12 protein-coding genes and 3 pseudogenes are annotated in these 13,953 nt (G+C 46.9%); 10 read left to right on the top strand and 5 right to left on the bottom strand.

Translation table 11 applies throughout. The features are described 5' to 3' along the window. Window positions 1-63: 63 nt before the first annotated feature. Together AM1_RS09420 and AM1_RS09415 are read right to left on the bottom strand one after the other, a co-directional pair. The gene (locus AM1_RS09420; RefSeq protein WP_012162605.1) at window positions 64-687 is read right to left on the bottom strand and encodes a Coq4 family protein; all 624 of its coding nucleotides are present in this window, start codon (window positions 685-687) and stop codon (window positions 64-66) included. A gap of 4 nt (window positions 688-691) precedes the next feature. Then, window positions 692-1,270, bottom strand: coding sequence for a Uma2 family endonuclease (locus AM1_RS09415; protein ID WP_041659536.1), 579 nt, complete (start codon window positions 1,268-1,270; stop codon window positions 692-694). A 493-nt stretch (window positions 1,271-1,763) separates the two neighbouring features. On the opposite strand from AM1_RS09415, the gene AM1_RS09405 reads away from it, so the two are divergent. The 4 genes and pseudogenes from AM1_RS09405 to AM1_RS09390 all read left to right on the top strand — a co-directional run. After that, window positions 1,764-2,348 (top strand): TIR domain-containing protein, encoded by a 585-nt coding sequence (locus AM1_RS09405; RefSeq protein ID WP_041659529.1) that lies wholly within the window; start codon window positions 1,764-1,766, stop codon window positions 2,346-2,348. A gap of 350 nt (window positions 2,349-2,698) precedes the next feature. Further along, window positions 2,699-2,992: a type II toxin-antitoxin system HigB family toxin gene (locus AM1_RS09400; protein WP_012162603.1), complete on the top strand. Its 294-nt coding sequence runs from the start codon at window positions 2,699-2,701 to the stop codon at window positions 2,990-2,992. 14 nt (window positions 2,993-3,006) lie between these two features. Beyond that, window positions 3,007-3,384 (top strand): helix-turn-helix domain-containing protein, encoded by a 378-nt coding sequence (locus AM1_RS09395; protein WP_012162602.1) that lies wholly within the window; start codon window positions 3,007-3,009, stop codon window positions 3,382-3,384. 158 nt (window positions 3,385-3,542) lie between these two features. Continuing rightward, window positions 3,543-3,896, top strand: a pseudogene (locus tag AM1_RS09390) (IS5-like element ISAcma5 family transposase); the annotation flags it as partial. Window positions 3,897-3,903: 7 nt separating this feature from the next. Here the strand turns inward: AM1_RS09390 and AM1_RS39750 are convergent. After that, a protein-coding gene (locus tag AM1_RS39750; RefSeq protein ID WP_076611764.1) for an IS630-like element ISAcma28 family transposase occupies window positions 3,904-4,963 on the bottom strand; the annotation gives its coding sequence in 2 pieces (ribosomal slippage) (window positions 3,904-4,485 and window positions 4,487-4,963; 1,059 coding nt in all). Window positions 4,964-5,027: 64 nt separating this feature from the next. Here AM1_RS39750 and AM1_RS09375 point away from each other — a divergent pair. Continuing rightward, a pseudogene (locus AM1_RS09375) lies at window positions 5,028-5,480 on the top strand (transposase); the annotation flags it as partial. 70 nt (window positions 5,481-5,550) lie between these two features. Here AM1_RS09375 and AM1_RS39745 read toward each other — a convergent pair. After that, window positions 5,551-6,433 (bottom strand): IS630-like element ISAcma31 family transposase gene (locus AM1_RS39745; RefSeq protein WP_076611717.1). Its coding sequence is split into 2 segments (ribosomal slippage): window positions 5,551-6,105 and window positions 6,107-6,433, totalling 882 coding nucleotides; the frame shifts between segments, so codons are not numbered across the junction. Window positions 6,434-6,819: 386 nt separating this feature from the next. Here AM1_RS39745 and gndA point away from each other — a divergent pair. Both gndA and AM1_RS09355 read left to right on the top strand, forming a co-directional pair. After that, window positions 6,820-8,250 carry an NADP-dependent phosphogluconate dehydrogenase gene (gene gndA / locus AM1_RS09360; RefSeq protein WP_012162595.1) on the top strand — a complete coding sequence of 477 codons (1,431 nt, stop codon included), beginning with the start codon at window positions 6,820-6,822 and terminating at the stop codon, window positions 8,248-8,250. A 74-nt stretch (window positions 8,251-8,324) separates the two neighbouring features. Next, window positions 8,325-9,038, top strand: a complete 714-nt coding sequence (locus AM1_RS09355; protein ID WP_012162594.1) for a DUF748 domain-containing protein — start codon at window positions 8,325-8,327, stop codon at window positions 9,036-9,038. A gap of 143 nt (window positions 9,039-9,181) precedes the next feature. On the opposite strand, the gene AM1_RS09350 is transcribed toward AM1_RS09355, so the two are convergent. Further along, window positions 9,182-11,206, bottom strand: a complete 2,025-nt coding sequence (locus AM1_RS09350) for an EAL domain-containing protein (protein ID WP_012162593.1) — start codon at window positions 11,204-11,206, stop codon at window positions 9,182-9,184. A 374-nt stretch (window positions 11,207-11,580) separates the two neighbouring features. Between AM1_RS09350 and AM1_RS39740 the strand changes: the two are divergent. From AM1_RS39740 to AM1_RS09340, 3 genes and pseudogenes are all read left to right on the top strand, one after another. Further along, window positions 11,581-11,936, top strand: a pseudogene (locus tag AM1_RS39740) (IS1 family transposase); the annotation flags it as partial. Between the two features lie 552 nt (window positions 11,937-12,488). Further along, window positions 12,489-12,632 (top strand): hypothetical protein, encoded by a 144-nt coding sequence (locus AM1_RS43155; RefSeq protein WP_012162590.1) that lies wholly within the window; start codon window positions 12,489-12,491, stop codon window positions 12,630-12,632. A gap of 180 nt (window positions 12,633-12,812) precedes the next feature. Then, a complete protein-coding gene (locus AM1_RS09340; protein WP_012162589.1) occupies window positions 12,813-13,892 on the top strand; it encodes a cytochrome-c peroxidase in 1,080 nt (359 codons plus the stop codon). The last annotated feature ends 61 nt before the right edge of the window (window positions 13,893-13,953 follow it).

Raw genomic sequence — 13,953 nt, 5'->3', positions numbered from 1 at the left:
ACACTTTGAGGTCTTGAATTCTGACTCCCTTGAAGCGACCCAGCTTATCTGGGGTCGAATTCTTTATGCTAACCCCAGGCGAGAACGAACCGTAGAAAGAGGTTCTGACCAATAGTCTTCAAGCGGATGAGCGATGACGCAGGCTGCTTGCTGTCCAAGTTTACGACTGTGCTGCTCGATGGCGCGTAGTTGTCGGTATCGGTGCGGAATGACCAGAGGGTATAAGTAATGGGCCAGACAGGCGGCTGTCTGATAGCTAGGACTATAGTGCTGAGCATCGACAAAAGCCCATACCCCCATTTCTCCGGCAAGGCTGGTGTCATATCCTAACAGCACATGAAATACATCATGGAGCAGGGTATAGCGCAGTCCCAAAGATTGGTCTGGCAATGAAGCTATAACGTCTGCGCTAATGTCCAATGGTGTTAGGTGGCACCCATCCATATGCTGGGCATAGATCTGTCCAAAGGTCCCTTCTGGTAGGGTTCTTAAGGCTGCCAAGTCAATGGTGGGAAAGCAGGTTGTTAATCTGGAGAGCTTGTCCGCAATCTCTGGATAAGCTTGAGTGCCTAATATTGCAGACTTATAAGCGGCTACGTCCCCCAGCCTGCCTTGGCGATAGGCTTGTACGGCTAAGGAAAAAAAAGAGAAGCGCTGTCGAGAGACTAACTGATGACTGCTATCCATGTCTTTAGACCTCTTGAGCGAGTAAAAGCGACACAGACACCCTTAACGTTGGAAAGGCTAAGGGCGTCAGCTCACCATCTTGGTAAGTTTCTACAGAACGATAATGCTCTGACTCAGGCTGTCGATAGACACTGACTTGTTGTTTGCGTAAATTAACAATCCAATATTCAGGGATTCCAGCACTGGTATAGATTTTGAGTTTATAGCCGGAGTCAATCGCTATGCTAGAGTCAGAGATTTCGATCAGCCAATACACTTCACTGGGGTCTGGATGACGCTGACGATATTGGGACCAGGGTAAGCGAACAATGGCAAGATCTGGCTCCGGTTTAGAAGTGTTTAAGGTAATCGGATGCGCCTCTCGGATCCATGTCTGTCCTTGAAGATGTTGGCGGAGAAACTGAGCGGTGCCTTCACCACTATGGGTGTGAAGTGGACCTTCGGGTGTCCTATCGACAATTTTGCCTTGGAGCAGTTCTACATGACAATCACTTAAAATGCCTGCCTCGACCATGTGGTGATAGTTAGCAACGGACCACAAATGGTTATTTGGTTGAGTGAGGGCTGCCTGTGAAAGTGTCATATGTTGAACGACTATGCACTGTCACTATTGTATCGAGAGTAAGAAAGGCTCCAACTTTGGGCTTGGCTATTTCTTGGGAAGGACGTTTGTTTTGGAAGGGAATATAGCGTCAGATCCACTGCATATAGTTTTTCTCGGTACTGTACTCGTAATGCTTGGTTCGTATTACATCACGGACTTGGACAAGGAGTTTGCGGGGTGGCATAGAGTACCTGATAACAACTGATATTGAAAATTATACGGTTATTTATTTTGCCTATTAACATTCTTCATTCCTGTATGACAGATACACCGAAAATGCCTTTTCTATATTCTTTTTAGGCAATCAACTATAATTTTTGCATATCGAAAAATTTCCGTAAAACTGGGTCTTTATATTGTGGTGCTAGTGTAGAGAAGGCTTGGCTTAAGGAGGTAAATAAGCTGTTAATTTATTTTATGTTAAGAATAAATTTGCCTCCTAATTTATAGTTAGACATCAAGGCGAATATGGATGGCGAAACGCGTTTTCTTTAGCTTTCACTACCAAGATGTCATTGACTTCCGCGCGAATGTCTTTCGGAATCACTGGCTCATGAAGCCTGACCGCAAATCGGCTGGGTTCTTTGACGCATCTGTATGGGAGTTTGCGAAAAAGACTGGCCCGGTCGCGATCAAACGTCTTATCAACGCAGCGGTTAACAATACGTCGGTGACGTGTGTCCTCATCGGTTCTCAAACGTACGCACGTCCGTGGGTCCGATACGAACTACTTAAGAGCTTCCGCCAAGGAAACAAACTACTGGCTGTCCACATCAACTCGATCAAAGGTCGTGACCAAAAGACCAAGAGCAAGGGGTACAATCCCCTCAGTTACGTCGGCGTCTCGTACTCCGATAGTGGGCTTACGGCAACTCTCCATGAAAAGGTAAATGGTAAGTGGCAGCCCTATACGGAGATTGATGGTAGCGCCTCGTATCACACTGGTGGCGTTCCGGAGGAATACCGTGGCAATGGCTACAATCTTGGCCGATGGTATTCAATCTATGCCTGGGTATCCGATGACGGGTACAGAAGCTTTGCGGGCTGGGTGGCATGATATCGGACCGTCATCATGTTCAAAACCGTTTGCAATAATCGTGGGCAATAAATGTCGGGATGTGCTTCAGTCTCTATCACCAGACGAATACAATCAAAATTGTGTCGAGTCTTTCGATGATGCTGTTTCCTTAATTCGTTCGAGAAAGCCTGTGTTCATCTATGCGTTGGTCGAATGGTAACATAACCCGAAAGGCGACATAACAAACGGATGAACCGGAGCCGGAACAGCCAGGCTGGCTCGCTACGCTCGTTCACGTCAACTCCCGGCCCGGTTATCCTTGAGGTTAAGGCTCACTTTTTAATCATTTGCAGTTTGCTCCCATATTGGGAGCAATGTACTATAAACGTATGCGTATCCTGTCTCGCAGCACCCTCCGAACTTTTTGGGAAAAGCACTCAGATGCTGAAGAATCCTTGAAAAACTGGTATTACGAAGCATCACATGCAGATTGGAAAAGTCCAGCCGATATCAAAGCCGCTCATCGTAACGCCAGTATCATTGCGAATAACCGTGTTGTGTTCAATATCAAAGGAAATACGTATCGCCTGATTGTTTCAATTCGCTACGATATCAGCATTATTTTTATTCGATTCGTTGGCACTCATGCAGAGTACGACAAAGTAGATGCAGAAACGGTTTAAAGATAGGAATAGGTATGGAAATTTGCCCAATTAGAACTAAGGCTGATTATCAAGCAGCATTGAAAGAAATTGAGATGCTGTTTGATGCTCCACCCAATACCCCTGCATATGATCGACTGGATATACTCAGTACACTAGTAGAAGCTTATGAGGAAAGGCATTTCCCGATTGAAGCGCCTGATCCAATTGAAGCCATTCTCTACTACATGGATACTCGTGGTTTATCTCGTCGAGACTTAGAACCTTGCCTGGGTAGTCGAGCAAGGGTGTCAGAAATACTATCTCGAAAGCGCTCATTAACATTAGAGATGATTCGGAAACTAAATCAAAATCTGGGGATTCCTGCTGAAGTCCTGATTCAGTCATATAGCTCAATGCAAACTCCTGCCTAACCAGCACTTGCATAGGATAATCGACATACCATGATGCGCGTTGTCTTTGATCTGCAACCTGTTGAACGCAGTTCGTTAGAGGCTGTTTGAGAAGTGAGTAAAGCTCTCAAGGTACTAAATCTGTCAATACACAAACACTGGACAGGACCTAGAGAGCAATGCCTACAGCATATGATAGCGACCTCACCACCCTGCAATGGGAATTACTTGAGCCCTTGATTCCTGCTGCTAAACCTGGAGGTAGACCTCGCACCACTGATATGCGCAGTGTTCTCAATGCCATTTTTTATCTCGTGGTTACGGGTTGCCAGTGGAGACAGCTACCTCATGACTTTCCCTGTTGGTCAACGGTCTATAGCTATTTTCGAAGGTGGCGTGATGATGGGACTTGGGTCCACATCAATGAGCATCTACGCATGCAAGAGCGGGTGAGTGAAGACCGTCATCCAAGTCCCAGTGCCGCCATCTGCGATGCTCAATCGGTTAAAGTCGGCAATCCTCGGTGTCATACCAATTCACTTATTGAGTGACCTTTATAGTCAAAGCATCCAAGATATAAGAATATCCCGTTAGAGAAGCCACCACCTTCTGGGAGAGGGTATTGATATGCTCAAATAAAGCGGTCTCCAGTGCCCCAATAGAATCAAAGTTTTTGCCTTTGAAAGGCTTTCTTAGGTCCTGCCATAATCGCTCTGCCGGATTGAGTTCTGGACTATGAGACGGCTGTACAATCGGCAACACATTCTCAGGCCATCGAACCCAAGTCGCCATATGGGCTGCGGCTTGATCTATTTGCATCAGATTGAGACTCTGGGGAAACGCCAAGCTGAATTGCTCCAGGAAGCGCTCAAAACAAACACTATCGAGATGAGAAAACCGATAGAAGAAACTGTCTCCTGTGAGAGGTTCGACAGCGCCATAGAGCCAGAAAGCCTCTCGGGGCCACTGTACCGTCACCACAGGTTTGACACCCCGCAACGTTAGAACCCGACCCGTGAGTGTCTTGAGTCCCCAGCGGCTTTCATCCATGCACCAGTAGCGCACTGGGTGTCCTTGGGCAAAATAGCGGGTCATTACCTCAATCACACGAGGAAGTTTTTTAATAGGCTTGTTGTTGAGCTTCCTCTGTCTTGCGTGAGCGAGGTCGAGGAACTTTGAGCTTGGCTTTGAGCCGATAATGCACGGTTTGATGAACCGTTTTGTAGGGTACGTCTAATCCACACTCATCTAAAAGCCATTGTTGAATCGCCCCGTAGCTCTCAAAGCCCCTGGGGTCAGCTAGACGAGCTTTCAGCTTTTCGAGGACCTCTCCACCAATCATGGGGGGCTTCCCAGGAGAGGTAGGAATCTCCAGCATTGCCTGTAATCCCCCTGATTTATAGAGTTTGATCCAGCGATACACCGTGGATTCCCCTCGTCCGGTCAGGGTTGCCAACTCCATGCGAGTGGTGACTTGACCACTTTTGAGCCAGTAGAGGGCTTGCAAGCGTTCTTTGCGACGACCGGAGGATTGTTGACGTAATAAACGTTTGAGTGTGTCTTCACTTTCACAGATATCAATTCGTAAGGGTCTGGGCATGAGGGATAAGTATCAGCAACGCGCTACTCCCATAATACAAGTCACACATATATGGAATTGGTATCACTCGATTGGGTTTGATGGTGGGAAAATGGTCAAAGGTCGTAAACGTCATGTGCTCGTTGATACTTTAGGGCTGGTTTTGATGGTGATGGTCACTGCTGCCAATATCTCTGACCAACGAGGGGCCAAAATGCTGTTTTGGAAAGCTCGACGCCAAGGTGCGAGTTTGTCCCGTCTAGTTCGGATATGGGCCGATGCTGGCTATCAAGGACAAGCTTTTATGAAGTGGGTAATGGACCGTTTTCAATATGTCTTGGAAGTGATCAAACGCTCAGATAATCTAGCGGGGTTTCAGGTTGTTCCCAAACGATGGATTGTAGAACGGACGTTTGGATGGTTGTTGTGGTCTCGACGTCTTAATAAAGATTATGAGGTTTTGACCAGAACAACTGAAGCGCTCGCATATGTGGCGATGATTCGACTCATGGTTCGAAGGCTGGCGCAGGAGTACTAAAACTTCTCAAACAGCCTCTAAGATCTGAGATCAATACAACACGAGAAAGGCGTAATTGTTAGGTATAGCACTACGGATATATGTTAGTACGCTCTTTGAAAGCAGCATCCACACAATCACGAAAGGTATCAAATTCATCCCACCGCTGCTTCATCCAGTTTTTGAGCACAAACCACCATCGCTCGATTTTATTGAGATCTGGAGAATAGCTCGGTAGATACCAAATCTCACAGCCTGCTTCAGCTACGATTTCTTCGATCCTCTGGCCATGATGAAAACTGGCATTATCAATCACAATCACATCGCCAAGTTGTAACTGGGATATAAGACTCTGCTGTAACCACGCTTCGAATAACAACCGATTGCAAGACCCTTCAAAGGTCATGGGAGAAAATAACTGGCCTTCTTTGAGCGCAGCAATAAAACTGACTCGCTCTGTCCGCTTGCCTGATTTGAGGTCATAAAATCGTTGACCCACAGGGCAGTATCCATAAGGATAGTCCGCTCGATTATCGATACCCGCTTCGTCTACATAGACGATCTGATGAGGGTGTTTGGTCTGTAATCGTTCTATAAATGCTTGACGTTGTGTTTCATCTCGTTCTCGATAGCCATAGGTCTTTTTTTCGACTCAATCCCAGTTTTCTCAAGGCATCACTGATATTTTGCTGGGTGACATTATCCCCCCATAGCTTAGCCATTTGGGCCTGGGTTTTACCCCCATGCTCTTGAGCAAATTCACGAAAGCGCTCCCAATCTGTGATCTTGTGGCGAGCCCCTTGTTGGTAGTTGGTAATCGCCTGACAGTCACCTGTAGCTTCTTCGCGGACTATCCATAGATGCAAGGTATTACGGCTGATGTTCAACATTCGACAGATATCGACTTTCCGTTCACCATTCTTGAAGGCATCAACGGCTTTACGACGAAGGTCATAACTATAGGGTGCTGGCATACTAATGTAGGGATATCTTCTATATCAATAGTACTAACATAGTTTCGTAGGGCTATATAACAGAGCTTGCTTAACTTCAAGAACTAGCTCGTCTTTCAATGGGAGAAGCATTGGAATGTTAGGCCATTTCTGATGAGTGGAAAGAGCCTCCTTCGCTAACCCATAACGCCTCGCACTTTTTGCAAGTGACCGACTCCAAGCCGTGCGATTCTGTTATGCCACTTGAGGGTTTGAGTAGGACCTAGAGCCATTGATTTGGGCAATGCCTGACCCATTCTCAAATGATTCTCGGCGTCTTTTAATCTCTTCTTCCAGTAGTTCCCATGGGGATCGAGCTACCCTGTAGTCAACGCATTGTGACTCTCACTATTTAGAGCAAATTCCTTATGCCCCAGCAACAATTTGGACTAATTGGCCTCGCCGTTATGGGGGAAAATTTAGCCCTCAACGTTGAGCGAAATGGCTTTCCCATTGCTGTCTACAATCGCACACGAGCAAAAACAGATGCCTTTATGGCAGAGCGGGCCCAGGGACGACAAGTAGTCGCCGCGTTTACACCGGAAGAACTGGTCGCATCCCTCGAACGTCCTCGGCGAATCTTGATCATGGTCAAAGCTGGTGCTCCAGTGGATGCTGTGATTCAGCAGCTCAAGCCAATGCTGGAACCCGGCGATGTGTTGATTGACGGCGGCAACTCCCTGTATGGGGACACCGTGCGACGCACAGAAGAATTAGAAGCCGTCGGCCTCCGATTTATTGGTATGGGCGTCAGTGGCGGTGAAGAAGGTGCCCTCAACGGTCCCAGCCTAATGCCTGGTGGTACGGAAGCTGCCTATAAAGACCTGTCTCCGATTCTGACCAAGATTGCAGCTCAAGTGGATGACGGGCCTTGTGTCACCTATATTGGCCCAGGGGGTGCTGGTCACTACGTCAAAATGGTCCATAACGGCATTGAGTATGGCGATATGCAGCTGATTGCTGAAGCCTATGACCTGCTCAAAAATGTTCTAGGACTGAGTCATACAGAACTGCATCAGGTCTTTAGTGAGTGGAACACCACGGATGAGCTAAATTCCTTTTTGATTGAAATTACGGCTGAAATTTTCACCTATGTTGATCCAGATACTCAGCAGCCTTTAGTGGAGCTGATTTTGGATAAGGCAGGCCAGAAAGGGACAGGTCGCTGGACTGTGATGAGTGCCTTGGAATTGGGTGTGCCCATCCCCACGATTACAGCCGCTGTGAATGCCCGTATTACCTCATCTTTCAAAGATGAGCGGGTTAAAGCGTCTCAAATCCTGACGGGTCCCACGGCGACTTTTAGCGGCGATAAGCAAGCCTTTATCGGCAAAGTTCGGGATGCCCTCTACTGCTCTAAGATTTGTTCCTATGCCCAGGGCATGGCCTTGATGAGTGCGGCGTCACAGGAGTTCAAGTTCAACTTGAATTTAAGTGAAATCTCCCGGATTTGGAAAGGCGGCTGCATTATCCGGGCGGGCTTCTTGGACAAAATTAAATCGGCTTTTGCTGATGATCCGGCCTTGGCAAATTTGCTGCTTGCTCCTGAGTTTCGGCAGACTATTTTGGACCGGCAGGACGCCTGGCGAGAAGTGATGGCTACGGCAGCTCAATTGGGGATTCCGGTCCCGGCCTTTAGTGCCTCTTTGGATTACTTTGATAGCTACCGTCGTGATCGCTTGCCCCAAAACCTAACTCAGGCCCAGCGCGATTTTTTTGGTGCCCATACCTATCAACGGATTGATAAGGAAGGAACGTTCCATACGGAATGGACCGCCATCAACGAATCCAACAGCTAGTTTCCCAAGCTGGATTTTTGTGGGATAAGCTGGAACTGCCGTGGTAGCACGGCAGTTCTCGGTGCAGGGTGGCTATGGCAAAGCGTGCTTTAAAGATTTTGGGTGGTGGGGTTGCGATCGCAGTTCTCGCATTAGGAATTGGCTGGTTTAGTCGCAATGCCATTCTGGAGTCGGCCTTAGAAGGGGCTATCCAAGATACGACGGGGGTGAGCACGGATGTAGAAGGTCTAAATTTTCAGCCCTTTGCGGGCGATTTAACTATTAAGGCCATTACCCTTAAAAACCCCCAGGGCTTTTCCACCCCTCATTTGGTTAAAGTCCAGAATTTGGATTTAGATTTTCAGCTCTCTAACCTTTGGCAAGATCAGGTCGAACTTGAGGCCCTGACCGTTAATGGCTTAGATCTGAAGGTAGAGCAGCAGATTCCCGACAATAATTTGGTGAAAGTGGTGGATACCCTGCAAGAAAAGGAACAGCCCGAAAGCAGCGGCAATGAAAAGGTGGTTAAAATTGGCCGTTTGAGTATCCGCAATATCAAAGCCTCGATTAAGCTTAATGCCATTGTTGATTTAGAAGAAAATCTCGATATTGATGATATTGAGCTAACGGACGTGACCTCTAAGAATGCCGAGGGTAAATTGTCGGTTGCGATCGCAAATGCCGTTACCACTGCCTTACTGGAAAAAATTCCTCAGGATGGTTTGCCCATCAACATTGATGGTGATAACCCCCTCAAGGATCTGCCCATTGATGATATTCCTATTGATATCGAAGGGTTAATTCCCTAGTTCAGTCGTTGGTCCACAGCCCCCTGAACGGTTGTTGTGTAAAACAGCTGGATCTGAAGTTGATGTTACTTCAACCTGAATTCCAACGCAGTTTCATCTGATGGAAATGGCTAGCTGATTTGGGGGCAGGCTAATACGTTCGATTAGGCATGAAATAAGCGACTGACCTGATTTGAGGGCATGGGTTTGCCCGTGTAATACCCTTGCACAAAATCTACCTCACAGTGCTGCACTAACTTTAACTGGGCTGAGCTTTCAATCCCTTCTGCCACCACAGCAAATCCTAAGTCATGACAGAGCTTTACACTAGATTCCAGTAACACACGTCCCCGCTGGCTTTCCCCCTCAGGCGCGGCGACGAGGTTTCGGTCTAATTTGACCGAATCTGCTTCCAGAGACACTAGAGTGGTGAGGGAAGAATAGCCTGCTCCAAAATCATCTATTGCAATTTGATGTCCTGCCGCTCGAAGGTCCCGCACCACTGATGCTAAAGATTGCACTTCCGAAGTGTAGGTATGCTCAGTGATTTCTAGTTCAAAGCAAATATCTTCTTGTCTGGCTTGAGCGATAAGAGCCTGTACCGAGGGTGGATCTAATAAAAAATTTTTATCTAGGTTAATACTAATCTGAGGGAATCGTTGACCATCCCCTCGCCACTGTTTGATCTGGTCAAAAACCAGCGACAGCACTTTTTGATCCACGGCCTTAGATAGCCCTTGCTGGTAGAGGATAGGCAAAAAAGTAGGAGGGACAATTTTACCCCCTGCATCTTGAAAACGGAGCAATGTTTCTAAGCCCACGAGTGCTTTCGATTTGGCATCTACCTTAGGCTGAAAGTAAAGAATAAACTGCCCACCTTTGAGTTGCTGTAGCAGGCGCTGGGCCTCTTCCATTCCTCTGACTTGATCCATTTTCTGAGTGATAAAGCGTCGCTCTTCCTGACGATTGAGTTCTGTATTAACAAATTGGTAAGCATCACTATGCAAGCGTTTGCTTAGATTCAGCGGAGTATTGGATTGTTGCTGAGCCAGAATCAGAAATGGATAGTAGATACTCATATCGATCACGATACAAAGTAACTGGGTCAGTACGGCCCCTCCCGAGCCTCCAGAGGCTGCATAGGCACTATATAAGGGAGGAGACATCCAGTTGATGGCAGGGGCACTGAGAGTGAATACCCCTAGATGAATTGCAGTCAGAGCAATGGCCAGATTAATGAGGGGGGCTAATAAAAACGGTGCCAAAAAGAGTGGATTGAGGATAATCGGCAGCCCGAACAATAAAATTTCGTTGACATTGAAGAGGGCAAACGGCAGACTCAGCTGAGCGATGGATTTAAATGGAGCAGAGCCAGGCAGGGAAAGAATTGCTAATGGCACCACAAACGTAGAGCCAGAGCCTCCAATATTCATAAATACATCATGTAAGACTTTGAAGTGAATACTGCCCGCTTGGGAAGATGGAATCTCATTTAAAATTCGAAATAAACCATCGGCACTGTACTCGCCATGAATTCCGAAGAACCAGGAGAGTTGAGAAATCAGTTTAAAGAGAATGACTTCTTGAATGTCCTGAAGCTTAGGTAGGGCTGCGAATAAAACGCTAAAAACACCGGCCTTAAAAAATAGCCGAAATCCATGACCGACCAACTCACAACATAACATTGTCAAGAGCCCTGGAATCAGGAGGTTTAGCGTTCTTTGGAGGACTGGGCTCACCTCAGATCGACCTCGAAAAAATTGTAGAGACGAGAATCGACTGAAATAATGGAGCAGCGTGACCGCCACCAGTGTGGCTGGGATACTGGTGATCACGGAGCCCTGAAAAGAGAGGATTTGGCCGGTTGAATTAATGAATAAGAAGCCCGATACGCGCAAAAAGCAAACGGCTGAAATCAGAATCGTACTGACCTGATCAAGCTCTTTCTCCTTGGCCATCAAAGTGCTCAGAGAAATGTTGAGAAAAAACGGGACTAGAAAGAAGTAGAGTCGACTAACTTCATTTCCGTTGATAAAACCCTCTGCTACGACACCCTGAGATGCCAGCACGTCAGATAAACCTGACAGTAAGACAACAATATTCATCACTAAGACGACGGGTAAGAGCGAAGTAAATGCTTCTCGTAATAGCAACAGGGTCTTAAAGTGAATAAGTCGATTCAGATACATGGATGAACACAAACACAGGGAAACACTTGCTGGAGTGGGATTTGGCTAGGTTAAAGCCGCTCTAAATGGCTGGATGCCGACCATTTTGACCTCAAGAGCCAGGGCTATTTTATATTCAATGTAGAAAATAATGACCCTACAAATGGAAAATTTAGAGACCTAAATATTTAAGATCGATCAGAACATCTCAAGGCTTTTAAGCAAGCTCTGGAGAACATTCCAAGTCGATTATTTATAAAGACAATACAGCCAATGTAGGTATGGTAACGGGACACCATTACCTCGATTCCATCAGAGTATTAAGCCTTTGGGTCGTGCATTAAAAAAGTGTGGGTTTGCTAAACCAATAGGGAGTTGAGTGATCCTATTCCCTCATGCAATGTCCCCTATGGGGTCATTCTAAGACCCACAAACATGGCAAGATCAGCAAAGGCAGCCAATCGCTGCTTGCACTGTCTACAAACCTTCAGTGACACTTTTGATACTCTCTATTATCGCCGTCAAATCTCTTCTGAAATAATCCAGATCATCCTTCAATCCCATGCTGAAGGGACCTCGCAGACTATCTCGCATCACAGGTGTGGCTTACTAACACCTGTGTGAGGGTGATTTGCTCAGCCAGTCATAAAACCCAAATGATTCACAATGGAGAAGTTCAGGTTGTGTCGACCAACGGCATGAATGCGGATGAATTATGGTCCTTGGTCAAAAAAAGCAAAAGCACTGTAAACATGGGAATTTTGATTGTCTTTGGGGAATACATATAAGTCCGTCAGGTTGAGATTGCGGCTCTTGGTATGGGTTGCACCATCATCATGATCTGAGTCCATGGCTGGGGCAATGCTGCCCAACGAGAGGCCAAGTCCTATGAACCACGCCACTCAATTTCCATAAAAATTAAGCTGAAAATGGACTGAGAATGGGCAACAGAAGTTTGTCCGAGGTTGGACAAACTTCGCCGTTAACTTCTTCTGATTCACCAATCTTTAGGGGTATACGCTGGGAGTTGATGATTGGATCTGTTTCTCGAAAAATTTGTTGGAATTACGTGAGTTTAACTCGGGAATGACCGTCCAACACAATAGTGAGGACTTGGTTTTAATCCACCAAGTAGCTGAACAGAATCAAGCCGCACGGTCGACTTTGTATGACCGTTATGCAGGCATTATTTATGCGATCGCATAAATAATGCTAGGGTCCGTCGAAGAAGCCGAAGAAGCGGTCTTGGATCACCGCCTCCAAATATAATTGCAGTCACAGTCGAGCCGATTCTTGGCTGTTTATGCAGGCCCGCAGCCGCACCTTAGATCAACGGCAGCGCCAAGCCAAGGTCGTCGAAGCTTCCACGGTAAATACCCCCATCGAGTCCGATACCAAAATGGTCTTGCCCGAAGAACATGCCCTGATTCAAGAACGACGATATTGAAGGATTGATTCCCTAGTTCAACCTTTTCTTGCGAAATTCGAAGCTATGTATGGTTTTGTGCCAAAACGTCATGGAGCTATCACGTTTTCTTACGGGTCGTCATTCACTTTTGGCTAACTCATAAAATTTGGATGGAGCGCAGCTCGCGACCCAGCGCGTTTTTGAGAGGAGAAGTGACCCATGACTTTGCAATGGCATCACGGCAACCGCGATAAGATCCATAGATTTATTGTGTTTTGGGTGGTAGTGGCAGCGACCTTGCTGATATTCCTCCGCGGATCGGAAATTGCTATCGCAGATGAAGCTCCCAACCTCGCACTATTTGGTCCTCCCTTACCTGAGAATTTCTACCCTCAGCAGCAACCTGCCGATCCTGAACTTGTGGACTTAGGTCGCAGTCTCTACTTTGAAAAGCGCCTGAGTAAAAATCAGGATATTTCTTGCAATAGCTGTCACCAGCTTGATCACTATGGTGTTGATAACCAACCCTTTTCCCCTGGCCATAAAGGGCAGCTCGGAGGGCGTAACTCTCCTTCGGTGTATAACGCTGCTGCCCATGTGGCCCAATTTTGGGATGGCCGTGCTGCCGATGTAGAAGCTCAAGCGAAAGGCCCGATTCTCAATCCGGTGGAGATGGCGATGCCCTCCGAGGCTCAGGTCCTGAAAGTCCTCAATTCCATGCCGGAATATGTGGAAGCCTTTGCCACAGCCTTTCCCAAAGATAAGCAGTCGGTTACTTACGATCACCTCGGTCAAGCCATCGGTGCCTTCGAGCGAGGTCTCGTTACCCCTGCTCCCTTTGATCGCTATTTTGCAGGTGATCAAACCGCTTTAAATGCCAAACAAAAACGGGGTCTAACCCTTTTTGTGGATGCAGGCTGTGCCCAATGTCATAACGGCACCTATTTTGGCGGTAACACCTATCAAAAAGCAGGTCGAGTTAATCCTTGGCCGAATCAAGAGGATCAAGGACGCTACAAAGTCACGGGTGATGAGTATGATCGAATGCTCTTTAAGGTGCCATCCTTGCGCAACGTAGCGAAGACAGGTCCCTATTTCCACGATGGTTCTGTCAAATCGCTAAAAGCGGCTGTGGTGCAAATGGCTAACACTCAGTTGGGGAAAGATCTCTCTAATTCGGAAGCTGGGGATATTGTCGCCTTTCTAGAGTCTTTAACTGGAGAACCTCCCACAGATTATATCCAGCCCCCTGTTTTGCCTGTCAGTACGGAAAGTACTCCTGCTGCTGACCCGACTTAAACTCCCTTGGCATTTCCAACAGACTTGTACGCTACCATCAGACTCAGCGTTAAACGTTGGC

Source organism: Acaryochloris marina MBIC11017 (assembly GCF_000018105.1).
GTDB classification, from domain to species: Bacteria; Cyanobacteriota; Cyanobacteriia; order Thermosynechococcales; family Thermosynechococcaceae; genus Acaryochloris; species Acaryochloris marina.
This window is presented reverse-complemented; position numbering and strand designations above follow the sequence as displayed.

Excerpts from the sequence above, each read along its gene's own strand:
- AM1_RS09355 (WP_012162594.1), top strand. The coding sequence starts at position 8,325 with ATGGCAAAGCGTGCTTTAAAGATTTTGGGTGGTGGGGTTGCGATCGCA.
- AM1_RS09415 (WP_041659536.1), bottom strand. The coding sequence starts at position 1,270 with ATGACACTTTCACAGGCAGCCCTCACTCAACCAAATAACCATTTGTGG.
- AM1_RS09420 (WP_012162605.1), bottom strand. The coding sequence starts at position 687 with ATGGATAGCAGTCATCAGTTAGTCTCTCGACAGCGCTTCTCTTTTTTT.
- AM1_RS09350 (WP_012162593.1), bottom strand. The coding sequence starts at position 11,206 with ATGTATCTGAATCGACTTATTCACTTTAAGACCCTGTTGCTATTACGA.
- gndA (WP_012162595.1), top strand. The coding sequence starts at position 6,820 with ATGCCCCAGCAACAATTTGGACTAATTGGCCTCGCCGTTATGGGGGAA.
- AM1_RS09400 (WP_012162603.1), top strand. The coding sequence starts at position 2,699 with ATGCGTATCCTGTCTCGCAGCACCCTCCGAACTTTTTGGGAAAAGCAC.
- AM1_RS09340 (WP_012162589.1), top strand. The coding sequence starts at position 12,813 with ATGACTTTGCAATGGCATCACGGCAACCGCGATAAGATCCATAGATTT.
- AM1_RS09395 (WP_012162602.1), top strand. The coding sequence starts at position 3,007 with ATGGAAATTTGCCCAATTAGAACTAAGGCTGATTATCAAGCAGCATTG.
- AM1_RS43155 (WP_012162590.1), top strand. The coding sequence starts at position 12,489 with ATGCAGGCCCGCAGCCGCACCTTAGATCAACGGCAGCGCCAAGCCAAG.
- AM1_RS09405 (WP_041659529.1), top strand. The coding sequence starts at position 1,764 with ATGGCGAAACGCGTTTTCTTTAGCTTTCACTACCAAGATGTCATTGAC.